We start from the raw sequence: 25,619 nt of genomic DNA on the forward strand, positions 1-25,619 counted from the left end.
CGTCGGTGCCGCGTCCGGGGGCAGGCGTCGACGGTGCGTCGGCATCGGGCCCCGTCGGCGGTGCGTCGCCGTCGCGTCCTCGGCCGCGCCTGCGTCCGGGCGTTGCGGTGACCCCGCTTCGGGCCGGGCTGCACGTGCGCGGGCGCGGCACCAGCCTCACCCTGGAAGGCAGCCGGGCGCTCCCGGCGCTGTGGCAGCTGCTGGCACCCCGGCTGGGCCCGGACCCCGAACCGGAGCCGGTGGGCGAGCCGACGGGGGAGCGCGTGGCGGCGGCACTGGCGACGGTGACCGCGCGGCTGCGCGAGTACGACCTGCTGGTCGACCACCCCGACGGCGTCGAACTCCCGCCGTGGCCCGGCTCGGTGGCCGACCGGCCCGCGCAGGCGGCAGCCGAGCTGGCGGCCGCCCGCCCGGTGGTGGCCGCCGCCGACCCCGACGGGCTGCCGCTGGCCGAGGCCGTGGCACGCGCGCTGCGCCGGGCGGGGGCGACGCCGACGGTCGTCGCCGAACCGGGCCTGGCCGCCGGGCTGGTGCTGGTGGCGGACGGCACGGTGGCCGTGGCCGTGCAGGGCGACGCGGACGGGGGCTTCGTCACGGCACCCGCCGACCCGGCCCGCACCCGTGCGGACGCCACCACCCTCGCGGCGAGCCTCGGAACCAGCTCGACGCCGCCGCCTCCGGCCCTTACCGCGCTGCTCGCGGGCGCGGCTGCCCACCGGCTGCTCTGCGCGGTCGCCGGCCTGCCGGACCCGGCTGATCCAGTCGATCCGGTGGGAGCTCCGGCCGATGCGCCGACCGCTGCTGAGGGTGTACCGCCCAGCGACGCGCCGCCCGGCGATCCGCGCCTGCTCGCCGGCCGCCCCGCCGTACTGGTCGCCGAGGCCCACCCGTTGCGCGCCGACCACCACCCCTGGGCCGCCGCCCCCGGGCCCGTGGCCGCCCCGCCCGAGCACCTGGCCGAGGCGCTGCGGCGGATCACGGCCCTCGGGGACCCCCGGCTCGGGGTGATCGACGCGCCGGCGCCCGGCGCCCTGTCGCAACTGCCCGTCCCGCTGGTGTCCTGTCGGACCCCGTCCGGCACGCTGGTGGCGGGCGCCGTCCGGACGGACCTGGCCCGGCTGGCGGCCGCCTGCCGCTCCGTCGAACTCCACCTGGCCGACACGGAGTTGGCCGACACGGAGTTGGCCGCCCCGGTGGTCGGCGCCGACCCTGACCACGCCCTCGGCCGTGCCCTGCGCCGCGCGGCACACGCCCTTCCGGCGGTGCCGGTCGGACCCGGTGCGGCCGGCTGGCGGGACCACCCGCAAGCCGCGCACTGGTGGACCACCCTGACCCGGAGCCTCGGCACCGCACCTGACCTGACGATCAGTCAACTCGTCGCCGGGCAAGCCTTCATGGCTGTCCTACGCCTGCCGAGCCCGGCTGCCGGAACCCCGCCCGTCGTGCTCGGCCGCGCCGTCGAGGCGACGCCCGCCGATGCGGTGGCGGTCGCCGCGCTGGCCGCGCTCACCCGCCGTACCGCCGCCGCCCACGGGCTGGCCGCCGCCCACCACACCACCCTGTCCGGCGCCGCCGCCCCGCTCGCCGCAGCGGGCCTGCGACCGGCGGCGTGGACGGACGAGGGCTGGACGGACCGTTGGCTGACCGCCCTCGCCGCCCGCGAACCCGAGCTACAGGCCGCACTTCTCCACACCACCGGACTGCGGGTCGCCGTCTGGCACCCCGTCGCCCCCGCCGCCCGCTCACTGGCGAACGCCCTCCAGGGCTGCGGCTTCACCGCCCTGGTGCCCACGGAGGGACCCCGATGACCGTCCGCCCCGCCGTTACCTCCCTCCCCGCCCTCCCGGTCCTCCCCACCCTCCCGGTCCTCACGCCCGAGCAGGCGCTGGCGACCACCTCCGGCACCGCCGCCGTCCACCTCACCGCCTGGACGCTCGGCCTGGCCGAGGAGCTCAGCCGCCACGCGCTCGCCCACCCCGTCCGGTTCGTGCCGATCCGGGAGGACGGCGCGCTGACCCTGATCGGGCCGGTGCTGCACCCGGGGGCCGCGGCCTGCCTGCGGTGCACCGAGTACCAGCGCCTGGCCACGGCGGGTGGCCGAGTGCCCTGGCAGAGTCCGGCCCTGGCGCTCGCCGGCACCGGCACACCGGCCTTCACCGACGCGGTCACCCGGCTCGCAGCCGAACTGGCCGCGGCCGATCCGCCCGCCCCCGCCCCCGCCGACACCGATACCGATACCGATACCGATACCGACGCCACCGTCCACCTCCTGCACGGCGACCGCGCCACCTGGTCCACCCACCAGGTCCGCCCGGTCGGCGGCTGCCCGGTCTGCCGCCCGCTGCCCGCCGACTCGCCCGCCGCCGCCCGGCTGCCCGCGACGCCGTGCCCGCTGCCGGACCCGGCCGTCCTGCGCGGCGCCAACGACCGCACCGGCCTGGACCGGCTGCGCGCCGAGCTCCACGACGAACGCTTCGGCCCGGTGCGCCGCCTGTTCCGCACCGAGGACTCGGCGTTCGCGCTCACCACCGCCTGGGTGACGGACGGCCGGCTCGTCGACAGCGGCGGGTACGGCCGGGCGGCGGACTTCCGCGCCAGCGAGCGGGTCGCCCTGTTCGAGAGCGTGGAACGGTTCGCCGGCATGCGCCCGCTCGCCCGCCGGACCGTCCTGCGCGCCTCCTTCGCCGAGCTCGGGCCGGACACCGCGCTCGACCCGGCCCGGCTCGGCCTGCCCGACCCGGCGTACCGGGACCACCCGCGCAGAGCCACCGTCCCGTACACACCGGACCTCGTCCTCGACTGGGTCCACGGCTGGTCGCTCACCCACGACCGCCCGCTCGCCGTCCCCGAGCACGTCGCCTACTGGGAGGTCCCGGACCGCGACCGGCCCCGGGTCGTCTACGAGTCCTCGAACGGCTGCGGCCTCGGCAACAGCCCCCAGGAAGCCGCGCTGTACGGGCTGTTCGAGGTCGCCGAGCGCGACGCGTTCCTGATGGCCTGGTACGCCCGCACCCCGCTGCCGGGCGTCACCGTGCCCGACGAAGACCCCGAGACCTGCGCCCTCGCCGACCGCGCCCGGCTGCTCGGCTACCGGCTCACCCTGCTGGACGCCACCAACGACCTCGGCATCCCCGCCGTCATCGCCCTCTGCCGCTACCAGGGCGCCCACCCCGACGCCCCGCGCACCTTCCTGGCCGCCGGCGCCCACCACGACCCGCGGGCGGCGATCCGCTCGGCCGTCGCCGAGGTGGTGACCTACGTGCAGGAGGCCGCCTACCGGTCCGCCGACCCGGACGGGCCGCGCGACCCGCGGCGGCTGCGGCGGATGCTGGACGAGCCCGAGCTGGTGGTCGGCCTGGACGACCACGTCGGCCTCAACACCCTGCCCGAGGCCCAGCCCCGCCTGGACTTCCTGTTCGCCGGCCCGCCCCCGGTGCCCTGGCGGGACCGCTGGCCCGGCGCGCCCGAACAGGTCACCGACCTCACCGCGCTGCTGCGGCGGACGGTGGACCGGCTCGCCGCCGAAGGCCTGGAGGTCGTCACCGTCGCCCAGGACGAACCGGGCGTCCGCGACCGGCTCGGTCTGCACGCCGTCAAGGTCCTCGTGCCCGGCACGCTGCCGATGACCTTCGGCCACGTCAACCGCCGCACCCTCGGCCTGCCCCGTCTGCTGGAGGTCCCGCACCGGCTCGGCCGCACCCCGCGCCCACTGCGGCACGCCGACCTGGCCCTGCACCCGCACCCGTTCCCGTAGCCGTTCCCGCAGCCCCACCGACCGCCGTAGGTCCCCGTACCGCACCGAACCGCACCGCACCCCGCCCGGGGCGGACCGATGAACCCGAGGAACCCGATGCCCCGCTGGCACAGCCTGCACCTCGCCCTGCCCCTCACCGGCCAGGACGCCGACACCTTCGTCACCGACGAACTCGCCCCGCTGTTCGACGACTCGACGGACGACCCGGACTGGTTCTTCATCCGCTACGGCGAAGGCGGCCCCCACCTGCGGATCCGCTTCCACGGCCCGCACGCGGACGACCGGGCCCCCGCCCTCGCCGCCGAACTCACCCGCCGCGCGGCCCGGCACACCCCGCTCGACGGCCCCTGGGCGCCCCGCCACGGCGAGGTGACGGCCGTGCCCTACCAGCCCGAGACCGAACGCTACGGCGGACCGGCCCTGCTCCCGATCGCCGAAGAGGTCTTCGTCCACTCCACCCGGACGGCCGTCCAGGCGCTGCGCGCCGCCCCCGACCGGGCCCACCGCCTCCCGCTCGCCCTCGACTTCGCCCACACCACCGTGCACGCGCTCGGCCTCGACGAGTTCGCCGGCGCGCGCTGGCTGCGCCGCCACGCCGCCTCCTGGCGCTGGGTCACGGAGTTCGAACCGCTGCCCGGCGCCGCCGTCCACGCCAAGGTCAACACCGTGTTCGCCCAGCAGCGGAACGGCCTCGCCCGGCGCGCCCGGGCCCTGCGCGAGGCCCTGGACGCGGGCACCGCCGCGCCCTGGCTCACCGACTGGGCCCGCCAGGTGACGGCCGCGGCGGCCCGGATGCGGGCGGCGGCCCCCGACACGGCCCCCGACACGGCGCCCGCCACCGCCGAGGCCGAACGCCTCGCCTGGGTCTGGGCCTCCCAACTCCACATGCTGTTCAACCGGCTCGGCGTCAGCCCCGACGAGGAACGCGCGGTCTGCCGGCTCGCCGCCCGCACCCTGCTGGAGACCGACGAACCCTTCACCTTCTTCCCCGCCGACCACCGCGCCCCCGACTACCAGTACCTGGAACGCAGCAAGTTCCAGATCGGCCGCGTCGAGGACACCACCCTGCGCGACGTACCGCCCCGCCCGGCCCCGCAGGAAAGGCCCGGCGACCTCCCGCTCCCCGCCGACCCGCTGCCCGCGCTCACTCTGGCCGACACCCTGCGCGCCCGCCACAGCACCCGCGGCCCGCTCACCGGCCCGCTCACCGCCGCCACCCTCGGCGGCGTCCTGTGGCACGCCGTCGCAAAGAGCCACACCACCACCCGGCCCCTCGCCGACGGCACCACCCGCACCCAGCACCACCGCCCGTACCCCAGCGCCGGCGCCCTCTACAGCGTCCGGGTACGACTGGCCGCCCTCGCCGTGGACGGCCTGCCCGCCGGCACCTACCAGTGCCTGCCCGAACGCCGCACCCTGCGCCCGATCGGCCCCGCCCCCACCGTCGACGACCTCAAGGCCCTCACCTCCTACTTCTCCCGCCCCGCCGACGACCCGGACGCCATCGGCATCGACCAGGCCCCCGCCGTCCTCGCCGTCTACCTCGACCTCGGCCTGCTCCGCAGCCGCTACGGCCTGCGCGCCCTACGCCTCGGCCTCCTCGAAGCCGGCCACCTCGCCCAGACCCTCCTCCTCACCGCGGCCGCCTTCAACCTCGCCACCACCCCCATGGGCGGCCTCCACGACGACCTCGCCCACGAACTCCTCGCCCTCGACGACCTCGACCAACCCCTCCAGTACCTCCTCCCCCTCGGCCGCCCGACCACCCCGGCCGAGGGCCCCGCGCGGGCGGACTACCGGGAGAAGTAGGTCTTGACGTTCACGGTCCCGCTTCCGGTCAGCGGGAGTGGGCCGTCAGGGTGAGGAGGAGGTGGGCGGATTCGGGGTGTTGGAAGTCGGAGTGGGCGCCGGCCGGGTTGAGGCGGGTGGTGAGGCTGCCGCGGTAGATGTGGCCGGCGTCGATGTTGACGATGGGGTGGTCGAGTTCGGCGTGGGGGTAGGCGGAGCCGGTGGGGCGCAGGAGGGTGCTGAACTGGGGGACGGGGGCCACGCCGACGCCGGAGTGGCCGATGCCCGGGCGGCCCTCGGCGCGCAGGTGCCAGAAGCCGGTGGCGCGGTCCCAGCGGGAGTGGGTGAGGACGAGGGGGCCGCGCAGGGGTGCGCCGGGGCGGCCGGGGCCGAGGAAGAGGCGGGGGAAGAGGTGGTCGAAGGCGTCGCGGGGGGCGGCCATCTGGAAGATCAGCGCGCTGTCGACGGTGAACGGCCGGGCCGGGTCGCCGGGGCGGCTCCAGCCGAGGACGGGTGGTCCGGCGGGCCGGTCGGCGGCGAACTGGACGGCCTCGCAGAGGAAACGGCCGCCGAAGGAGTGCCCGAGCAGGTGCAGGTACTGGCCGTTGCGGTTGGCGAGGACGCGCGGGGCGGTGGGGTGGCCGCGGTCGGTGTCGAGGTAGCCGAGCAGGTGGCCGAGGACGCGTCCGGCCTGGCCCTGGCCGGGGGCGCTCATGGCGTGGGCCCGGGCGCGGATGCGGCGGTAGCCGCCGAGGGAGGGGAGGCTGGAGGAGGGCCAGCGCACCACCACGCACCACGGCCGGTACCCGCCGGTCAGCCCCGGGTACGCGGCGGGGGAGGCCCGGTGCAGGGCGGCGGCCCGGCCGATGAGGGTGGCGGCGGCGCGGTTGGCGGCGTCGGCGCCGGTCTGCCAGCCGTGGACGTACACGTAGATGTCGGTGGCCCGTTCGGGGATGGGCAGGTGCCGGGCGAGGTGCTCGGCGACCCGGGTCTCGGGGACGGGCGTGCGGGTGCCGGGGACGAGGAGGCGGCCGTCCTCGTCGAGGTCGACGGTGGCCGGCCGGACCAGCGGGGCGGCGGGGCCGGGGCGGGTGCGTGCCGTCACGGGGTGAGCTCCAGGATGCTGTCGATGCCGCAGTGCAGCGAGTAGGTGAGGGCGAGCGGGTTGCGGTACTCGCGGGCGAACCAGCGGACGAGCTGCTGGGTGATCTCGCCCGCGGTGAACTCGCCGGTCAGGTAGAGGTCGAGGAAGGCGAAGGCGTACTCGGCGGCGAACACCTGCGGGATCTGGAGCTGCGGGCCGAGCACGCCGTTGGCGCCGAGGTCGACCAACGCCCGGCCCAGGTGCTCCAGTTCGGCGGCCGCCGACTGCCCGGCGTGGCAGGCGTTGAGCAGCACGAACGGCCGGAACATGGCATTCTGCGCGTCGCGGTGCCGGCGGCGGTGCTGGCGGACCAGGTCGGCGTCGATCTGGAGGTCGTCGGTGAGCCGGACGGCGAGCTGCTCGTACGGGGAGTCGTTGCTGACGAACTGGCCGTGGCACCAGAAGTACATGACGTCCTCGTCGAGCACCGCGCGGGACAGCGCCTCCAGCAGCAGGTCCGACTTGTTGCGGACGGTCAGCTGGGAGCGGTCCTCCAGCAGCTTGCGGACCTCCGGCGCCCGGCCGACGCCTTCGAGCTGGTCGTCGGTGTTCAGGCTGGTGACGGGCCTGGTGCGGGCCGGGTAGGGCGGCTGGATGGGCGGGTAGGCGGCGCCGGTCTGCTCGACCTGGTGGCGGTGGCCGAGGAAATCGGTCCAGAGGTCCCCGTGGCCGCCGTCGACGGCGAGCATCGGCCAGGGCAGGTGGAGATCGGAGTCGAAGCTGATCCGCAGCGAGCCCTGCTCGGTGAGGACCTGGAGGAGGTGGGTGCGGAAGATGGTGAGCTCCCGGTCCGGGCCGTCGAGCATCATCTCCAGGAAGTACCGTCCCCGTTCGGCGAGTTCGGCGATCCGGCGGTCGGCGACCGGGGCCAGCGGCCGGAAGTCGATGGTGTGGGTGAAGGGGAGGTACCCGATCGACTCCTCGGGCTCGTAGGCGAGCAGGCGGTCGCGCCAGGCGGCGCGCAGCCGGGCGGCACCGGCGAGGAGGTCGGTGGCGGAGGTGCGCAGCCAGGCGTGGTGCTGGCGGGTGCGCGGGGTGCGCACGCCCGGCTGGTCGGCGGACATGTGCAGCTGGCCGCGGTGGTTGCGGAGCGTCACCACGAGGTCCAGCGGGGCCGGTTCCTTGAGCGGCTGGGCGTCCGAGGGGTCGTACGGGCGGCCCTGGCGGCCCTGGCGGGGCAGCCGGGTGTAGTCGGCCGACGGGTTGTGCCGGACGTCGACGGGGAGGTCCCGGGGCACTCGTTTACTCCTGCTCCTGGGCGTCGGGGGCGGCGGGGATGCTGAGGGTGCGTCGGGTGTCGACGAAAGCGGCGACGCCGAGAACGACGGCGGCGGTGAGGAAAGCGGGGTTCTCGCGGGCCGTGAGGGCGGGGTCGGCCGGCGGGACGTCGACGACGACGGCGAGGTCCTGGAGGACGGCGCCGTGCCCGTGGTCGAATACGGTGATCCGGACCGGGTGGAGCCCGGGCACCGCCGGGGTGAGGGTGAACCGGGCGGGCTCCCCGGCCGGGGTGTAGTCGGCGACGGGCGGGTCGAGCACGGCGTCCGAGTCGACGGCCGCCACCAGCCGCAGGTCCGGCAGCTCGGCCGGATCGGCGTGCGGCGTGTCCGCTCCCGGTTCCAGCCGCAGTTCCAGTCGGACGCCGGTGCCCACGGCGGGCTCGTCGAGCAGGGTGAGCCGGGGGTGCCAGGCGGGGCGCGGGGGTTCCGGCGCGGCGGCGCGGCGCAGGGACCCGCGGGACCGGCGCAGCAGCGGCGCCGGCTCGCCGGCGCCCTGTTCCAGCTCGGCGCGGGCCGGGCGGACGGGCACCGCCGGGAGCGGTCCCGGCTCGCCGTCCGCCAGCCGGGCCGACGCCGTCCGGCTCTCCACGGCCAGCGGATGGCCGGATGCCATGACGGCCTCCCGCCCGGCGCGGACGGCCGCCAGCAGCTCCCGGGCCTCCGCGCGCCGCCCGTTGGCGGCGAGGGCACGGGCCAGGCCGACGACGAGGGTGGGGAAGACCGGCAGGCCCCGGGGGCGCAGGGCGCCGAGGGAGAGCGCGGTCTCCTCGGCGTCGCGGTGCCCGGCGAGCAGCGCCTCGGCCGGGGCGCCGTCCGCGAGCGGGATCCGGTCCGCGACGATGCCCCCGTACACCTCGATCGCCCCGGCCGGGTCGCCGGCCCGCAGTCGAGCGTAGGCGAGGCTCTGCCGCAGGCTCAGGGTGAGGGCGTTGCGCGGGCCGTGGCCGGCGGCGCACTCCTCGGCGAGCTCCTCCAGCCGGACGACGGCGCGCAGCGGCCGGGGGCCGCGGGCCAGCAGCAGCGCGTGGGTCTGCCGGACGGCCAGGGTCGCGTCGTCCGAGCGGCCGAGGGGGCCGTCGGCGGCGGCGATCAGGGCGTCGGCCAGGCGCACCGCCGTCTGGTGCTCGCCGTGGAGGTGGTGGGCGAGGGCGAGGGAGCAGCCGGCGTGGAGCAGGTCGGGCAGGCCGGGGCCGGTGAGCCGGTGCCAGTCCGCCGCCAGCGGGGAGAGTACGGCGAGGGCGCCCCGGTGGTCCCCGGCGAGCAGGAGGGCGTCCGCGAGGCCCCGCGAGAGTTGCCGGGCGAGCGGGTGGCCGGGGCCGAAGGCCTCGACGGTGACGGTCAGCGCCTTCCGGTAGCGGGCGGCGGACTCGGCGTACTGCCCGGCCTGGAAGAGGTTGAGTGCGATGGCGTCGCGGGTGCCGATGGTGTCGGGGTGGTCGGCGCCGAGCACCTGGGTGCGGGCGGTCAGGACGGCCTGGTACAGGGCGTCGGCGCGGTCGTGGTCCCAGCGGAGGCGGTGGGCGTCGGCCAGCCGCGCACGGGCGGTCAGGGTGTTGGGGTGGCCGGGGCCCTGGACGCGTTCGTGGTCGGCGAGCAGCGCCTCCCGCTCGGCGACCTCCTGTCGGTGTCGTCCGGTGGCGCGCCGGATCATGGCCGGTCCGGTCCGCTCGTCCAGGGTGTCGGGGTGGCCGGCGCCTTGAGCCCGGGTGCGGTCGGCGATCAGCCCGGTGAACAGCCCGGCGGCACGGTCGAGTTCGCCGGTCTCGTAGACGTTCCAGGCCAGCCGGGAGCGCTGCCCGAGGGTGTTGGGGTGGTCGGCGCCCAGGACCCGGGCCCGGTCGGCGACCAGTGCCTCGCGTTCGGCCACGGTCTGGAGGAGGCGTCCGGTGGTCTGCCGGTCGTTGGCGAGGTTGGCGCGTGCGCTGAGCGTGTGCGGGTGCTCGGGGCCCTGGACCCGGATCCGGTCCCGGAGGACGGCCTCGTTCAGCTCGGCGGCGAGCAGGTGCTCGCCGGCGCTGCGGTGCGACCAGGCCTGGAGGAAGCGGGCGCTGAGGGTTCTGGGGTGGTCCGGGCCGAAGACCCGCGCGCAGTCGGCGACCAGGGCTGCGGACAGCTCGACGGCGCGCCGGTGGTAGCCCGCCGCGCGGTACGAGGTGATCTGCCACCACCGGTCGTTGAGGGTGTCCGGGTGGTCGGCCCCGAGGGCCCGGGCCCGGTCGGCGGCGACGGCTTCGTGCAGTTCGGCCGCGCGGCGGTGGTCGTCGGCCTCCCGGTAGGCCGCGGCGTGCCACCATCGGGCGTCGAGGGTCTGGGGGTGGTCGGCGCCGCGGACCCGGGTCTGATCGGTGGCGAGGTCCGTGTACAGGGCGACGGCGGCGAGGTGGTCCCCGGCTGCCACCAGGGACCGGGCGAGGCTGATCCGGGCCTCGAAGGTGTCCTGGTGGTCCGGACCGCAGATCCGGAGCAGGTCGTCGAGCAGCACCCGGAACAGCTCGACGGCCCGGCCGTGGTCGCCCGCGTCGCGGTGGGCCCGGGCCTGGCCGAACCGGGTCTCCAGGGTGGCGGGGTGGTCGGCGCCCAGCACCCGGTGGTAGTCCGCGACCAGGAGACGGTACTGGTCGAGCGCGTCCCGGTGATCGCCCGCCGCGCCCTGGGAGCGGGCCTGTAGGCGTCGGGAGGCGAGGGTCTTGGGGTGGTCGGGGCCCTGGACCCGGGTCCGGTCGGCTACCACGTCCACGTAGAGTCCGACCGCGCGGCGGTGTTGTTCGGCGGTGTCGCAGGCCCAGGCCAGGGAGTCCCGGGCGTCGAAGGTCAGCGGGTGGTCGGCGCCCAGGACCCGGGCCCGGTCGGTAACCAGCGCCTCGTGGCGGGTGATGGCCGTGGGGTGGTCGCCCGCGGCGGAGGTGGCCCAGGCCAGGCCGCTGCGGGCGGCGAGGGTCTGTGGGTGGTCCGGGCCCCGGAGTCGGCTGCAGTCGGTCACCAGGGTCTCGAACAGGCCCACCGCGTACCGGTGTTCGCCCGCGCGTTGGTGGCCGTTCGCCTGCCACCACCGGGCGTCGAGGGTCTGGGGGTGGTCGGGCCCGCGGTACCGGGTCGACGCGGCCAGGTGCTCGTCGAACAGTTCGGCGGCGCGGCGGTGGTCGCCCGCGTCCCGGTGGGCGGCCGCGTGCCACCAGCGGGCGACCAGGGTGTAGGAGTGCCCGGGACCGTGGATCCTGGTCCGTTCGGCCACCAGTGCCCGGTGCAGTTCCGTCGCGCGGCGGTGGTCGCCGGCGGCCGAGAGGGCACAGGCCAGGGCGCGTCGGGCGGCGAGGGTCTCGCCGTGCTCCGGCCCGTTGATCCGGGCCCGGTCGGCGGCGAGGCCCTCGAACTCGGCTGTCGCCCGCGGGTACTCGCCCGCCTCGCGGTGGGCGTCGGCGAGCCAGTAGCGGGTGTTGAGGGTCTGCGGGTGCTCGGGCCCGGAGACCCGGCTCCGGTCGGCCACCAGGTCCGCGTACAGCTCGGCCGCCCGGCGGGGCACGCCGGCGTCCCCGTGAGCAGAGGCGAGCCAGAACCGGGCGATCAGGGTGTCGGGGTGGTCGGCGCCGAGCAGGTGCTCCCGGTGGGCCACCAGCAGCTCGCACAGCTCCACCGCCCGGCGGTGGTCGCCCGCGTCGCCGTGCGCCCGGGCGAGGCTGATCCGAGCGTCCAGGGTGTTGAAGTGGTCCGCGCCGAGCACCCGTTCGAGGTCGGCGACCAGTCGTTCGCGGATGGTGACGGCCTCCCGGGGGCGCCCGGCGACCTGGAGGGCCCAGGCGAGGCCCGCGCGGCTGTCGAGCGTGTCCGGGTGGTCGGGGCCCTGGACGCGGGTGCGGTCCGCCAGCAGGGCCGCGCGCAGCTCCACTGCCCGGCGGTGCTCGCCCGCCTCCCCGTACAGCCAGGCCTGCCAGGCCCGGGTGGTGAGGGTGTGCGGGTGGTCGGGGCCGAGTACCCGCTGCCGGTCGGCGACGAGCCGGTCGCACAGCTCGACCCCGCGGCGGTGGTCGCCCGCGTCGCCGTGGGCCCGGGCGAGGCTGAGCCGGGCGTCGAAGGTCTCGAAGTGGTCGGGGCCGTGGATGCGTCGGTGGTCGGCGAGGAGCCGTTCGCGCTCGGCCAGGGCCTCCCGGGGGTGTCCGGCGAGTTGCAGGGCCCGGGCCAGGCCGGCCCGTTCGTCCAGGGTGTGCGGGTGGTCGGGGCCCTGGACGCGGATCCGGTCGGCCACCAGCCGTTCGAGTTCGGCGACTTCGCGGTCCGGGAGGCCGGCCAGGCGCAGCGCGTAGCAGAGGTCGCTGCGCTCCTCCAGGGTGGCGGGGTGGTCCGGCCCCTGGACCTGCGCGCGGTCGCGGACCAGGGCGCGGTGCTGCTCCACCGCGACCCGGTGTTCACCCGCGTCGCGGTGGGCGCAGGCGAGGCCGTTGCGGGCGTCCAGGGTGTCGGGGTGGTCCGGGCCGAGGACCCGAGTGAAGTCGGCCGTCACGGAGGCGAATTCGGTGACCGCGACGGCCGGTCGGCCGGCCTCGCCGCGGGCCACCGCCAGCCGGGCGCGGGCGGCCAGGGTCTGCGGGTGGTCGGCGCCCTGCACCCGGGTGCGGTCGGCGACCACCGCCTCGTGCGCGGCCACCGCCGCCCGGTGGTCACCGGCGACCGCGTGGGCGGCGGCCAGCCAGCCGCGGCTGGTGAGTGTGTCGGGGTGGTCGGCGCCCAGCACCCGGGCCCGGTCGGCGACCGCCTGCTCGTACAGGGTGACGGCCAACCGGTGGTGTCCGGCGGTGAGTTGGGCGTAGGCGAGGCCGTTGCGGTGGGCCAGGATGTCGGGGTCGTCCGGGTCCAGCACCCGGGCCGCGTCGGCCAGCAGCCGCTCGAACTCCCGGACCGCCGCCTGGTGTTCGCCGGCCACCTGAAGCGCGTACGCCAGACCTGCTTGGCTGGACATCGTGGCCGGGTCGCCGGCGCCCAGCACCCGCTCCCGGTCGGCCACCACCGAGCGGAACTCCTCGACGGCACGCTGGTGTTCACCGGCCTTGCGGTAGGCGTGCGCGAGCGTGTTGCGGTCGGCCAGGGTGGCAGGGGCGTCGCGGCCCTGGAGCCGCGAGCGGTCGGTCACCACCGCCGAGCTCAGCGCGACGGCCAGGGCCGGATCGCCCGCGCGGGCGTGCAGTTCGGCGAGCCGGCCCCGGGTGGTCAGGGTGTCCGGGTGGTCGGCGCCGAGCAGCCGGGCCTGGCCGTCGGCCATCGCGGTGACCAGCGGGATCGCGAAGACCCGCTGCGCCTTGTCGGTGAGCTCCCCGGCGGCCAGCCCGTAGAGCCGGACGGTCTGCGCGGTGGGCCGTTCGGACGGTCCGGTGGCGGCGAGTTCGCGGATGTGCGGCAGCAGCGCCCGGCGGACCCGGGGCCCGGCCTCGGGCCAGAGCCGGGCGGCCGCCTCGGCGAGCCGGTGCTCGGCGCGCACCCGCAGTCGGCGCCCGCTGTCGGAGGCGCGCAGCACCCTCTGCAACAGCCGGTGCAGGGCGACGGTGGTCTCGCCGAGGGTGATCAGGTTGTAGTCGGCGAGCAGCCCGAGGGCGGCGTCCACCTCGGCCGGGCGCCGCCCGCCGAAGGGGGTCAGGGCCTCGCGCGGCAGCGCCTCGGGGGCGTACCAGGCGAGGGTGCGCAGCAGCTCGACGGCGAACGGGGCGGTGTCCTGGACGGTGCGCAGGGTGGTGCGCCAGAGCCGGGAGACGGTGTCGACCGGGCCGGGGGCGGCGTCGGGCGTGGAGCCGGGGGCGGCCGGGCCGGTGGTGCGCAGCCGGGCGCGGAGGGCGGCGAAGGTGGTGCGGGCCTGCTGGACGTAGGCGCCGGCCTGGGCGAGGGCGAGCGGGAGGTGGCCGAGTTCCTCGGCGAGGGCGCGAGCCTCGGCCTGTTCGGCCGGGTCGACGCGGGCGCCGGGGTAGGCGGTGTCGCAGAGCAGCCGGGCGGACTCGGGCGCGTGGAGGACGTCGAGGCGGACCGGGCGGATGCCCGGGTGCCAGCCGCCCGCGCGGCGGCTGGTGACGAGCTGGTGGCCGCAGCCGAGCAGGCGGCCGAGGTAGGGGGTGAGGTGGACCGGGTCCTCGGCGTTGTCGTAGACGAGCAGCCACCGGTCGTGGGCGCGCAGCCAGGCGAGGGCCCATTCGACCTGCTGGCCGGGCGGGGCGGTGAGCGCCCAGGCGGGGTGGAGCTGGACGGCGAGGTCGGCGAAGGCCTCGGCGAGCTGCTCCTCGGACTCGGCGGTGATCCACCAGATCAGCCGGTAGCCGTCGGTGTTGTCGGTGCCGCTGGAGGTCTCGGCTGCGGCGTAGGCGTAGTGCAGCGCGAGGGTGGTCTTGCCGACCCCGCCGAGGCCGTGCAGCGTGGTGGCCTGGGTGACCAGCCCGCTGCCGTCGCCGTCGGACAGGGCCTCGGCGATCGCCCGCAACGCGCCGTCGCGGCCGACGAGTTCGTCCGCCGCGCGGGGCGGCAGCTGGACGATCGGCGCGGCGGGCTCGACGGTCAGCGCGGCGTGCGCAGCGTCGGCGGGGAGCACCACCGTGCGCTGTTCGGTGTGCGGGTTGCCGGCCGCGGTGGCGGGCGAGGCGGGGCGCCGCCGCTGCTCGAAGGTCTCGTGCTCGGGCAGGCCGCCCTCGGCGCGGGCGTGCGTCGTCGTGGACATCAACACTTCGCTGCCCTCACCATTCCTAGACAGTGTCCAGGAGTGAACATTGAGTCCACGTCCTGTTGCTGCGCGCATCCCGAACGGTCTTGGGTGCGCTGGTCGCCCGCGTTCTCGTTGTCCCCGTTCGGCTGCGTGCATCGTGTGCGCGGTCCGTGGCGGGGTGGCGGGTTTCCTTACGCCCCCGGATGCCCGATGGGGCCTGGGCGGTCCGATGCCCACGGCGATCGCTCTGGTCGTCGTGGGGCGGTGTCTCCCCCAGCCTCCGGCCGGGGGGACCCCCATGTCGCCGGATCGGGTGTCCGAGGGCGCGTCGTCCGATCGCGACAGCGGCGCTGTCGTGCCGGGTGGTGGTGCGGGTGGGCGTCGTCAGTGGCTTCTGCCAGTGCTGCGCGCCCCATTGGGAGGTGTAGGCGGGGTCCACCGCGACGATGACCATGTCCAGCCCGGCGGCCATGGACACCAGCCGGGCACGGAGCTTCCCGGTGGGGATGCCGGAGACGAGCTGCCGGAACCGCTTGCGGTGGCCGTGCTTCTCACGGGTGGTCTCCGCGGTGAAGTCCAGGTTCTCCAGGCCGATCGCCGTCACGCCGCACCGCTTCGCCCAGTGCAGCAACCGGCTGATGGCGTGCCGAATCTGCGCGTCCCGGTGGGTGGCGGTGCCCGACAGGTCGTAGCGGAACCGGCGAGGCTCGCCGACCGGGTTGCCGTGCGCATCGAGGTGCCAGCACGCAAAGTGGTCGGCATTCGTGTCCACACCGACCACCCCGGCTGCGCGGGCCGCCTCCAGCGGCATCGTCCGCACCACCGGCCGGGTCCATGCGGCGTCCAGGTACCAGCGGCCCCGGTCCACGTCCAGGTGGATGCGGTAGGCCACCGCCCGGTTGCCTGCGATCCGGTCGGCCCACTCGGTGCCCCGGTGCGCGAACACCACCCTCGCGGCCAGGACGTACCGGCCATTCCCGGCGTTCGCCAGATCAGCGAGCGGGGCGGGCAACTTGATCGACACCTCACCGCCAGGGGTGACCCGGATCGTCTCGTTCCCGAACCGCTTCCCCGACTCCCCGTCCGCGGACAGGAACCAGCGCGACGCCTCCCACCGCGCTCGCCAGTCATCCTCGGACAGGTTCGCCGCCACCAGATTGTGCCGGGTGTTCAGCAACCTCCTCCCGCCACGTACGACGTGCACGTGGCCGGCGTCACGGTCGGCGGCGACCTGCGCCCGACGCTCCTCAAGCGCCACCAGGCGGCGGGACTTGACGAACCACTCCCGCTGGGAGCGGTAGCCACCCGGTCCGCGCTCGGTGCCCTTCTCTCCGACTGGCAGTGACAGGCGGTGCCGCAGCATCCGGATGCCCGCGTCCAACGAGTCCAGGTGTGCGGCCTGCCCGCGACGCGACAGCGCCCACTGGTCGTGCGTGGCCTTGGTGATGCTCCCGGCCCAGCGCGACGAAGACTCCACGGTCAGGTCACGTTTGCGCGCCGCCCACGTCTGGTTGCCGTGGTCCAGGCCGTCCGCGCAGCGCGCCTTCAGGTCCTTCGACGCCAGAGCCCCCAGATGCGCACCGACCAGCCGCAGTACCTTCTCATCCTCGGGCGTGAGGCCCTTGAGCCGGTCCCGGACCGTCACACCCGACGGGCCAAGAGAAACGAACGGCGCGTCGATCCGCCGGAGCTCCTTCTTCGACCCGGTCACGTCATCCCCCTCCCAGCCAGCGCCACCACCCTCACACACGCCACCGACAGTCGTCCCATCTACCCAACGGGACGTGATCGAAAAGACGCTCGTGGACACTTATGTGCACCAAAACAACATCAATCCCCAGCAGTTCATGACCCCCGCGTTCGGCTCTGCCCGACCACGGTAGTGGTGCGCGGGCGCCGTGTCACCGAAATCTGACGGACTGTCGGCTCCGGTGTTGCGTCCGACGGGTCCGTCAGTCGGCGATGCCCAGCGGATCCGGTGCGGGCTCCAGGAGTTCGGGCCCGTTGGGGGCGCGCACGCTGTTGACGGTGGGGGAGACGGCGCGCACCCGCAGCTCGCCGTCGGCGGGCCGGCGCAGCAGGTGGTGCAGTTCGTCGGCGTCGCCGAGGTCGGGGGCGAGCCAGGTGGCGAGGTCGTCGGGGGCGATGGTGAGCGGCATCCGGTCGTGGACGCGGCCGGCGCTGTCGGTGGCGTCGGTGGTGATGATCGTGGCGGTGGCGAGCCAGGCGGCGGGGTCGTCCTCGGGCCGGGTGCGGTCGCGCCAGAACTCGTAGAGCCCGGCCATCAGCATCACCGAGCCGGTGCTCAGGAAGTACGGCTGCTTGTACTTCTTCCGGTCCGCCGTGGCGGGGACCTCGCGCCACTCGAAGTAGCCGTCGGCCGGGATGACGCAGCGGCGCGCGGTGAAGGCCTTGCGGAAGGCGGGCTTCTGGTGGACGGTCTCCGAGCGGGCGTTGATCATGCGCGCGCCGCCCGAAGGGTCCTTGGACCAGGACGGCACCAGGCCCCAGCGCAGCGGACGCAGCTGGCGCAGCAGCTCGCCGGTCTCGTGGTCGACCCGTTCCAGGACGGCGGGCACCGGGTCGGTGGGGGCGACGTTCCAGCTCGGGGCGAGGGCCTCGGCGGGATCCCAGCGGAGCTCCCCGAGCAGGCTGACGAGGTCCTGGGGCGTGGTGGTGGAGACGAAACGGCCGCACATGCCTCCCACCTTGCCACTGCCGACCGACATCCGGGCGCAGGCGGCGGGTGCGGCGGTCGGTCCGATCTAGCAGATCAGGGCGTGACGCGCTCCCGGGATTCCTCGGCCGCCTCCGCCGACGGCCGTGACGACGTCCGCGTAGGCGTCGAACAGCCGTGGCGTGCCGGGGCGTTGGCTCGGCTCGACCCGGGCGGCGCCCCGCCGGCCGCCGCCGTGCACTGGATGCAGCAGATCAGCGGCACGGTCGCGGTGGTCGAGAACGGGCGGATCGTGCGGCGCCCGCCGCTCCGGCCGGTCACCCTCGACCTGCCCGGCGGCCACCGCGGCACCGGCTGCACCGTCGGCCACCCCGAACCGGTCACCCTCCACCGCAGCCTGCGGCCCGGCGGCGACGCCGCCAACCTGATGGTCGTCACCGCCGGCACCGCCGCCTACCTGGACGTGCTGCGCGAGGACCTCGACGCCGGCCGCCTCGGCAACGAGACCGCCGCCGTCGACCTCGACCGCCCGACGCTGCGCCGCATCCTGCGGGCCGGCGCCCGGGCCGCCCGGTTCCGCGCCCCCGGGACGCTCCCGGGCTTCTTCGCCGCCGCCACCGGCAGCCGGGACGGCCGGCCGACCGCCGTGCTCGCCCGGCTCACCGGTGCCGAGGCGCTGCTGGGCGACCTGGCCGAGGGCACCGGCGTGCCGGCCGCGCTCGGCCTGGCCCAGCTGCTGGACGGCGGTGGCTGCGGGCCGGGCGTCCACCCGCCGGAGACCGGCATCGACCCGGAGCGCTTCTTCGCCGACCTCGCCCGCCACTGCCCGGGCGTGGGCGTGGCGGTCGAGGAGGGGCCGGGGGCCGATTCACTGACTAGGCGTCAGGAGAGGCATGTATCTGACGCTCCGTCAGGAGGCGACGCTCCAGCCTTGTCCGGCCGCCGCGCCGTTCGCGGCGTCCGTGGTCACCACCGAACCCGCTGTTCCGCTAGCGGCGTTGAGCACCAGGCCGGTCGCCACGTTGGTGACGACCAGCGCGCCGGTCGCGGAGTTCTGCACCACCCGCCACTCCTGCCACGGGTTGCCCGGTGCGTAGTTCAGCAGGTAGGCGCTGTTGCCGGGCGAGGTGCCGGCGGCCAGCACGGTGTGCACGTGGGTCGGCGTGTTGCAGTTGTCGCTGATCCGCACGGTGCCGTCCGGGTTGGTGGTGAAGGTCCACTGCTCGGAGGTGTGGGTGGGCCACCAGGTGTTGATGTCCGCCACCGAGCCGAGCGGTGAGCTACAGGTGCCGGAGACCTCCAGCACCAGGCCGCCCGTTCCGCCGGCGGTCAGCGCGTGGTAGCGGCCGTCGTCGACCACCGCCGCCGGGACGGTGGTCGGCCGGGCGGTGAGCCGGTAGAGCGCCACGCCGTGCGGGGCGACCGTGGCGCTCAGCGGGCCGGTGACGGTGGAGCCGGCGCCGGTCCACAGCTCCTTGGCGGTGTAACCGGGCCCGGTCAGGCCGAGTTCGGCCAGGCTGGTGCCGATCGTCCGGCTCGCGGACGGGTCCTGGTTGACCAGCAGTACGGCGGTGTCGCCGTTGGCCAGCTGCCGCTTGAGGACGACCGGCGCGGTGCCGCTCGCGGGCCGGCTGCCGACCAGGGTGGCGGGCCTGGCCAGCGAGTCCTGGTCGACGGCGATGACGTCCGCGTTCTTCAGGACCGCCAGGCTCGCGGCGCTGATCCCGGTGGACCAGCTGTGGCCGTCCGCCGTGTGCTGGGACTGCGCGGCGGTGCGCAGGTCGGCGCCGGAGATCAGCGGGGCGGCGAGCATCGCCAGGACCGAGGTCTCGGTGCGGGACTCGTCGTCGGTGAACGGCTTGTGGCAGACGCAGGTGTCGGTGCTGCCCCAGTCGCCGTAGACGTCCTTCCACCCGGTGAACATCATGTCCAGGTCGTTCCAGCTGCCCGGGCGGACGTTGCCGGGGTACTGCAGCGCGGTCTGCAACTGCCCATTCCAGAGCACCCCGTCCAGCTCGCTGTCCCGGTCGCCGCCGATCCGGCACAGGTTGGCGACCTGCCCGCACCAAACGCCGGTCGGCGCGTAGCCGGGAGCCTGGAAGGGCACCGGCGGGGTGGCCCGGATCACCGGGTCGGTGCGGGCCGGGTCGGCGGCGTCCAGCAGGTACGGCACGCCGGTGTGGACGGGCTGCGCGGAGACGCTGACGGTGACCCGCGGGCGGCCCTGGGCGGCGGAGGCGGCGTCCAGCGCGCGCTGGAAGGTCTGCACCCGGGCGTAGACGGACCGGGTGAGCTCCTTGCCGACGCCCTGGGTGCCGTAGCCGTGCCCGTCCGGGCCGGTGATCGGCGGGCCGTACGGGCAGTCGTCGTACTTGACGAAGTCCACGCCCCAGGAGACGAAGTCGCCCGCGTCGGTGCTCTCGTGGCCGAGGCTGCCGGGGTGCATCTGGCAGGTGAGGTAGGTGTCGGTGGCGTACAGGCCGAACTTCAGGCCCTTGCGGTGGGCGTACCAGGCCAGGTACTGGATGCCGTTGACGGTCCGGCCGTCGACGCTCTGGTCGGGGAAGTGGTCGGGACGCGGGATCAGGTGGCCCGAGGTGGGGTCGTTGCCGGTGCCGTCGGTGCCGCTGACCGGGGTGCCGGCGGCGTCGTAGAGCTGGATCGAACCGGACGGGGTGCGGACGATGTCGCTGCTCTGGCCGTCGCGGTGCCAGAGCGACCAGCCGTCGTCGATGGTGACGGTGTCGTAGCCGGCGGCGACCAGGCCGTTGGCCGCCATGAAGTCGATGGTCTGGACGACCTGCTCCTCGGTGACCTCGGTGCCGAGGGAGTTCCAGGAGTTCCAGCCCATCGGCGGGGTGAGGGCGGTGCCGTTGCCCAGGGCGGCGGCGGGGGCGGCCGTGCCCAGGGTGAGGGCGCCGAGACCGGTGGCGGTCAGGGCCAGCGCGAGCAGGGGTGCCGCGAGGCGGTGGGGGGAGAGGCGCACGTGCGCTCCTGAGGGTGTGGGGGGATGGAGTTGTGGTGGTGCGTCGTCCCCGGCCGGTCGGGCTGGCCGGGCCGGCCGGGGACGGAGGGGTGGTGCGTCCCGGGTCGGCCGGCTGGGGGGCCGGCCGACCGCGGGCGTGCGGGGGTCAGCCGGTGACGGCGACGGAGGCGGTCCGGCCGGGGGCGACCGTGACGGTGGCGCAGGTGTAGGTGGTGCCGTCGACCGTCCGGACGACGGCGGGCAGGGGGTGGCCGTCGACGGTGATCCCGGCGTGCGCACCGGTGAAGCGGGCCTCCCAACGCAGCGGCGCCCGGCCGGTGTTGGTCAGCGTGCTGGCGCGGTGGCCGTCGTGCCGGACGGTCACCGAACCGGCGCCCACCGGGATGTCGGCGACCTGGAGCCAGTCCATCGAGGAGGGCAGCCGGGAGGCCGTCGTCAGCGCGCCCGCGGCGGCGTCCGGCTCGACGCCGAGCAGGCCCTGGACGGTCTGGGCGAGCAGGGTGAACGGCACCTCGGGGTAGTCGCCGTTCAGCATCGCCCCGCTCACGTGGACCTGGTCGACGCCCTGGTGGATCCGCCGCATCCATTTCCACGCGGTGTCGCCGTCCTGGTTGGCGAAGAACGCGTCCGGCAGGTAGGTGTAGGCCTCCAGGTTCGCCGAGCGCTGCGGGCCTTCGTCGGCGGCGTCGACGGCGGCGAGCAGGCCGTCCCGGCTGGGGCCCGGGTCCAGCAGGCGCTTGACCGGCATCAGCACGGTCGACTCGTAGCCCCAGCCGGTGACCGGACGGCCGGTGGTGTCGTAGCCGTGCACGACCTCGCCGGGTTGCTGCCGGTCCACGCTCCAGGTGGTGTTGACGTACTGGCGCAGCGCCTCGGCGGCCCGCCGGTAGCCGGCCGCCGAGGCGCCGTCGCCGCGGGCGTCGGCCAGCGTCGCGGCGGACAGGTACGCCTGGTACTGCGCGCCGAGCGCGTCCCCGGCCTCGGCGTAGGTGCTGGTGGCGTTCTCGGCGTAACTGGCCGTCCCGGCGAAGATGTTGCGGCTGGTCGCCTGCGGGATCGGGAGGCCGCCGTTGTCCACCGGGCCGGGGTGTCCGGCGATGAACGGGCCCAGGGTGTTGCGGACGTAGCCGCTCAGCACCGGGTCGTCGGCGTAGTCGCGGTCGCCGGTCCACCGGTAGGCCTCGCCGGCCTTCTCGACCAGCTCGAACGGTGCGGGCAGCTCCCGGACGAAGCTGGCCGGGCCGCGGTAGTCGATGCTGCCGTAGCTGCGGGCGTCGAAGTTGAGCGCCCAGACCGGGTAGAGCCGGTTCACCTCGGTGGCGGAGGCGGCGAAGCCGCGCAGCATGGTCTTGTTCTCGGCGTCCAGGCCCAACAGGTGGGCGCCGACCAGCTGGTGGGCGAAGTCGCGGCTGTAGAAGGCGGAGCGGAACGGGTAGCCCGCCCAGTAGGTGGTGTCGTAGGTGGTGGTGCCGCTGCCGCCGGGGTGGTTCTCGTCCATGTCGAGCACGCCGGTGCTGCCGGCCTGCTGCACCCAGCTGTTGGCCTTGGTCTTCGCCCAGTCGAAGAGGGCGACCACTTCGGGGTCGGAGGAGCTGATCACCGGGTTGCGCGGGGCGGACGGCGCCACGGCGAGGTCGTCCACGTTCACCCAGCCGGTGGGCGAGGAGCCGATGGTGACGGTGAGCCGGTCGCCGGCCGCGACGCGCACCCGGGGCAGCGTGTACTTCGCGTACACGGGCTGCTCGGGCAGGGTCAGCGAACCGGCCTCGGTGCCGTTGACGGCGATCGAGAAGGTGGCGCCGGCGCCGCCGGTGGCGATCCAGGCGGACAGGTCGTAGCTCCCGGCGGTGACGGCGGTGACCTGCTGGCTCACCCGGTAGCCCGGGCCCGCGTCCAGGTAGGCGAGGCGGGCGCCGCCGTGCGGGTAGTTGTCGGCGACGCCGGTGTGCGGGGAGAGGGTCCAGCCGTCCGTGCCCTGCTCGAAGCCGGGGTTGGCGAACACCAGGGGTTCGGTGCGGGTGAGCGTCCAGCGGTTGCCCGGCCGGGCGGAGCAGTGCTCTCGGCCGAGGGCGGTGGCGTCCGCTTGGGGCCGGCCGGTCAGGCAGGCGCCGGTGCCCAGCGCCGTGAGGGTGTAGGTGCCGCCGGGCGCGGGGGAGAGGGCGAACCGCTCGTCGTCGGGGGCGGCGCCGCAGTCGGCGAGGGCCGGGCCCTTCGCCGGGGTGAGGGTGAGGCAGCGTCCGCTCGCGGCGCCCACCAGCCGGTAGCCGGCGGCCGGGTCGGCGGAGACCCTTTGCAGCTGCCAGCGCTGGCTGAGCAGGCCCTGGCAGGCGGCCCGCACGACCGGGGTGCCGGCGGGCGTCGCGGCGTACCGCGGGCTCAGGCAGCTGCCGTCCAGGGCCGAGCCGAGAACGTAACTGCCGCCGTCGGTCAGGGCCGCCCGGTCGGCCGCCCGGGCCGGGAGCGTGCCGGACACCTGGACGGCGAGGACGGCCAGGACGGCGAGCCCCGGGGGCAGGACGCGCAGCGGTCGGCGGCGCGGGGCACGGGTGGACGGCATGCGGGCTCTCCTGTCGCGGGGCGGGCGGGGTGGTGGGGCCGAGCAGGGGTTTGAACGTTCAAAAACGCCGCGCGCGAGCAGCCGCCGATTCACCCGGACGGCACCAACGCCTCCGTGGGGTAAGGCGGTTGACGCCGCATGGGTACTCGGACGACCCCGCGCACGGCCGACACCCGTCCCGGCGCAGGCCGAGTGACGGGTGACATGTGCCATTTCACCGCCTCGCCAGGGCCCCGTCAACGTCCTGCGCAGACCGCGACCGTCGGAACCGGGCGCCGGCCCGGCCGGGTGACCGGGGGTCAGGGGCGGTCGAGGTGGGGGGCGAGCAGGTGGCCGAGGGTGGAGAGGTCGGGGGTGGAGAGGTCGGGGGTGTCCGGGAGGAGGACCACCAGGGGAGGCGGGGCGGGTGAGCCGAGGCGGGCGATCTCGAAGGCGGTGAGGCCGGTGCCGGGCGGGGCGACCAGGGCGACCGGGGTGCGGGACTCCAGCAGCGGGGTGAGCAGCGGGCGGTAGGCGACCGGCGGAGGGTCGCCGAGGACCGGGCGCAGGACGGCGAGGGCCTGCGGGCCGGGCCAGGCGTCCGCGGCGGTGGGGTAGCGGGTGTGCGGGGCGCCGGGCGGGGGCAGCAGCAGCACCCAGCCGGCGCCCGGCCGGGTGGCGCGGCGCAGCACGTCCAGCCGGACCGCCGGTGCGTCGGCGGGGTCGCCCGCTGCCCCGCCGGACACCGGGGTGCCCGGCGCCGGCTGGCCGGCCAGGGTGGTGCGGAGCACCTCGGTGGTGGTCAGGCCGCTCGGCAGGTCGGGGAAGCTGCGCAGCAGGTGGGCGCTCTGGCTGAGCAGTTCGGCGGCGTCCCGGTCGGCGAGCAGCGCGCGGTCGTGGGTGGTGGTGAGCACCAGCCCGCCCGTCGCGTCGTAGTGCGCGGCCAGGGTGATCGGGTACGAGGTGAAGGTGCCGTTCGGGACGGGGCTCTCGACGTGGATGCCGTGCGCGGCCAGGTCGGTCTCCAGCCGCAGGTGGTGCGGGGCGGAGGGCTGGTGCTCCAGCACGATCAGGCTGTGCGGCCGCTGCCCGCGCGGGGTGGCGTTCCAGCGGTGCGCCTGCCCGGGCGAGACCCACTCGTACGAGGCGAGGTCGAGCACCCCGTCGCGCAGCGCCGCGAGCAGCTGCGGGACGGTCGTGCTCGGGTGCACCCGGACGGTGATCGGCAGCGGGTTGCGCAGCGCGCCGGGCAGCCGGCCGATGCCGTCCAGCGGGATGCCCCGGCCGGAGACGGTCACCGCGAAGCCGACCCGCACGGCCCGGGCCGGGCGGCGCTGCTCGCGGGAGAGCGCGGAGCGGTACAGCAGCAGGGCCCAGGCGGCCTGCAACGCGCTGCTCTCGCCCGCGCCCCAGGCCGCCGCCCAGCCGCGCAGCCGGACGGCCTCGTACGGGGTGAGCCGGCGCCGGGCCCGGCCGCTGCCGTGCCGGGCCGGGTCCGGGGTGAGCGGCAGGACGGCGGTGGCGGCGGCCCGGGTGGCCCAGAACTGCCGGGCGGCCTCCGGGTCCTGGGTGTCCAGCCAGCGCGCGTGGTCGCGCACGTCGGGCCGGCGCTCGCCGCCGGGCAGCACGCCGCCGGTCAGGTAGGCGCGGTAGAAGGACTGGAGCAGCAGCCGGACGCTCCAGCCGTCCAGCATGGCGTGGTGGTAGGTGAGCAGCACCCGGGTGGCGGGGCTGTCGTCCGCTGCGCCGGTCTGCTCGCCGTCGTGCGGGCCCTCGGACGGGCCGTCGGCCGAGTCGTCGGCCGGGTCGTCGTGCGGGCCGGAGTCGAGCAGGGTGGCGCGCAGCAGGGCCGGGCGGCGCAGGTCGAAGCCGCGCAGCCGGTCGGCCTCCAGGAGCTCGTCCCAGCCGACCGTGCCGTGCGGGTGCCGGACGACCTCGGGGGCCGCGTGCTCGTGCAGCACCAGCCAGGGGTCGCCGCCCTCGTGCTCGTCCCAGTCGAAGGCCGCGCGCAGTACCGTCTCGTGGTCGAACACGGACTGCCAGGCGGCGGTGAAGCGTTCGGTGTCCAGCGGCCCGTGCCAGTTCCAGGACAGCTGCTCGACGTGCCGCCCGGCGTGGTCGGAGCGCCCGATCACCTGGCGCAGCATCTCCCGCTGGAGCGCGCTGGTCGGCACCGTGACGGGCTCCGGGGGCTGGGCCAGCGCCTCGCGCAGCTCCGCCACCAGGCGGACGGCCCGGGCGGAGGGGCCGGCGGCGATCCCCAGGAACAGCCGCCGCGGGCCGCCCCGGCGGTCGTCGACCAGCAGCGCCCGCATCCGGGATCCCGTGGTCAGGCTCCGCCCGAGCTCGGCCAGGAGACGGTCGAGCCCGTCCGGCCCGTCCACCGTGCGTTCCCACAGGGCGTCGGCCCCGGCCTCCGGTGCGACGGTGCGCAGCGCGGCGCGCAGCACCCCGGCCTCGTACACCCGGTGCAGCTCGACCAGCAGGAACTCCGGGAGCGGGCCGGGCGATTGGGCCTCTGCGGACGGTCGGTCCCGGTCCGGCTGCGGGTTCTCGGTCAGCGGGGTCCGGGTCACCCGGCGGCGGCCGGTCGTGCCGCGGGTCAGCGCGGCGTTGACGGCCCCCGCGTCGAGCCTTCTCGGCGGACGGTTGGCGGGCAGGCACGGCGCGGGCGGGGTGGCGCCGGCCACCACCAGGGTGACGGGCGCGCTGGAGAACCGACGATTGGTCATTGCTGATCAGCGGGCACCGGAGCCCGGTTCCTTCCCGTGAGCCGGCCAGGGG

The 25,619-nt window shown here is 75.9% G+C and carries 11 protein-coding genes and 1 pseudogene; 3 read left to right on the forward strand and 9 right to left on the reverse strand.

What is annotated here, in order from left to right:
• Positions 1 to 107: 107 nt before the first annotated feature.
• From ABTY15_RS25450 to ABTY15_RS25460, 3 genes are all read left to right on the forward strand, one after another.
• Entirely contained in the window at positions 108 to 1,808 is a 1,701-nt protein-coding gene (locus ABTY15_RS25450; protein WP_350599770.1) for a serine/threonine-protein kinase, read from the forward strand.
• On the forward strand, positions 1,805 to 3,754 hold the full coding sequence (locus ABTY15_RS25455) for a TOMM precursor leader peptide-binding protein (RefSeq protein ID WP_350599773.1): 1,950 nt from the start codon (positions 1,805 to 1,807) through the stop codon (positions 3,752 to 3,754). The genes ABTY15_RS25450 and ABTY15_RS25455 overlap by 4 nt, the downstream gene beginning before the upstream one ends.
• Before the next feature lie 96 nt (positions 3,755 to 3,850).
• Positions 3,851 to 5,563: a thiopeptide-type bacteriocin biosynthesis protein gene (locus ABTY15_RS25460; protein ID WP_350599778.1), complete on the forward strand. Its 1,713-nt coding sequence runs from the start codon at positions 3,851 to 3,853 to the stop codon at positions 5,561 to 5,563.
• 28 nt (positions 5,564 to 5,591) lie between these two features.
• On the opposite strand, the gene ABTY15_RS25465 is transcribed toward ABTY15_RS25460, so the two are convergent.
• From ABTY15_RS25465 to ABTY15_RS25505, 9 genes and pseudogenes are all read right to left on the reverse strand, one after another.
• Complete coding sequence (locus ABTY15_RS25465) at positions 5,592 to 6,647, reverse strand: alpha/beta fold hydrolase (RefSeq protein WP_350599781.1); 1,056 nt, start codon at positions 6,645 to 6,647, stop codon at positions 5,592 to 5,594.
• On the reverse strand, positions 6,644 to 7,924 hold the full coding sequence (locus tag ABTY15_RS25470; RefSeq protein ID WP_350599784.1) for a CHAT domain-containing protein: 1,281 nt from the start codon (positions 7,922 to 7,924) through the stop codon (positions 6,644 to 6,646). Before ABTY15_RS25470 ends, ABTY15_RS25465 begins: the two co-directional genes overlap by 4 nt.
• A gap of 4 nt (positions 7,925 to 7,928) precedes the next feature.
• Positions 7,929 to 14,651 carry a tetratricopeptide repeat protein gene (locus ABTY15_RS25475; protein WP_350599787.1) on the reverse strand — a complete coding sequence of 2,241 codons (6,723 nt, stop codon included), beginning with the start codon at positions 14,649 to 14,651 and terminating at the stop codon, positions 7,929 to 7,931.
• A 25-nt stretch (positions 14,652 to 14,676) separates the two neighbouring features.
• A pseudogene (locus tag ABTY15_RS25480) lies at positions 14,677 to 16,347 on the reverse strand (nuclease/transposase family protein).
• Positions 16,348 to 16,588: 241 nt separating this feature from the next.
• On the reverse strand, positions 16,589 to 17,335 hold the full coding sequence (locus ABTY15_RS25485) for an SOS response-associated peptidase (RefSeq protein ID WP_350599788.1): 747 nt from the start codon (positions 17,333 to 17,335) through the stop codon (positions 16,589 to 16,591).
• A gap of 66 nt (positions 17,336 to 17,401) precedes the next feature.
• Positions 17,402 to 18,136 (reverse strand): hypothetical protein, encoded by a 735-nt coding sequence (locus tag ABTY15_RS25490; RefSeq protein ID WP_350599789.1) that lies wholly within the window; start codon positions 18,134 to 18,136, stop codon positions 17,402 to 17,404.
• An 87-nt stretch (positions 18,137 to 18,223) separates the two neighbouring features.
• Positions 18,224 to 20,299 carry an alpha-galactosidase gene (locus ABTY15_RS25495; RefSeq protein ID WP_350599790.1) on the reverse strand — a complete coding sequence of 692 codons (2,076 nt, stop codon included), beginning with the start codon at positions 20,297 to 20,299 and terminating at the stop codon, positions 18,224 to 18,226.
• A gap of 145 nt (positions 20,300 to 20,444) precedes the next feature.
• Positions 20,445 to 22,856, reverse strand: a complete 2,412-nt coding sequence (locus tag ABTY15_RS25500; RefSeq protein ID WP_350599791.1) for an RICIN domain-containing protein — start codon at positions 22,854 to 22,856, stop codon at positions 20,445 to 20,447.
• A gap of 299 nt (positions 22,857 to 23,155) precedes the next feature.
• Entirely contained in the window at positions 23,156 to 25,567 is a 2,412-nt protein-coding gene (locus ABTY15_RS25505) for a condensation domain-containing protein (protein WP_350599793.1), read from the reverse strand.
• Between the last annotated feature and the right edge of the window lie 52 nt (positions 25,568 to 25,619).

It is taken from the genome of Kitasatospora sp. NPDC097643 (assembly GCF_040302625.1).
GTDB lineage: Bacteria > Actinomycetota > Actinomycetes > Streptomycetales > Streptomycetaceae > Kitasatospora.

Bases quoted from the DNA above. Each gene is read 5' to 3' on its own strand.
- ABTY15_RS25455 (WP_350599773.1), top strand. From the start codon at position 1,805: ATGACCGTCCGCCCCGCCGTTACCTCCCTCCCCGCCCTCCCGGTCCTC.
- ABTY15_RS25460 (WP_350599778.1), top strand. From the start codon at position 3,851: ATGCCCCGCTGGCACAGCCTGCACCTCGCCCTGCCCCTCACCGGCCAG.
- ABTY15_RS25475 (WP_350599787.1), bottom strand. From the start codon at position 14,651: ATGTCCACGACGACGCACGCCCGCGCCGAGGGCGGCCTGCCCGAGCAC.
- ABTY15_RS25485 (WP_350599788.1), bottom strand. From the start codon at position 17,335: ATGTGCGGCCGTTTCGTCTCCACCACCACGCCCCAGGACCTCGTCAGC.
- ABTY15_RS25500 (WP_350599791.1), bottom strand. From the start codon at position 22,856: ATGCCGTCCACCCGTGCCCCGCGCCGCCGACCGCTGCGCGTCCTGCCC.
- ABTY15_RS25505 (WP_350599793.1), bottom strand. From the start codon at position 25,567: ATGACCAATCGTCGGTTCTCCAGCGCGCCCGTCACCCTGGTGGTGGCC.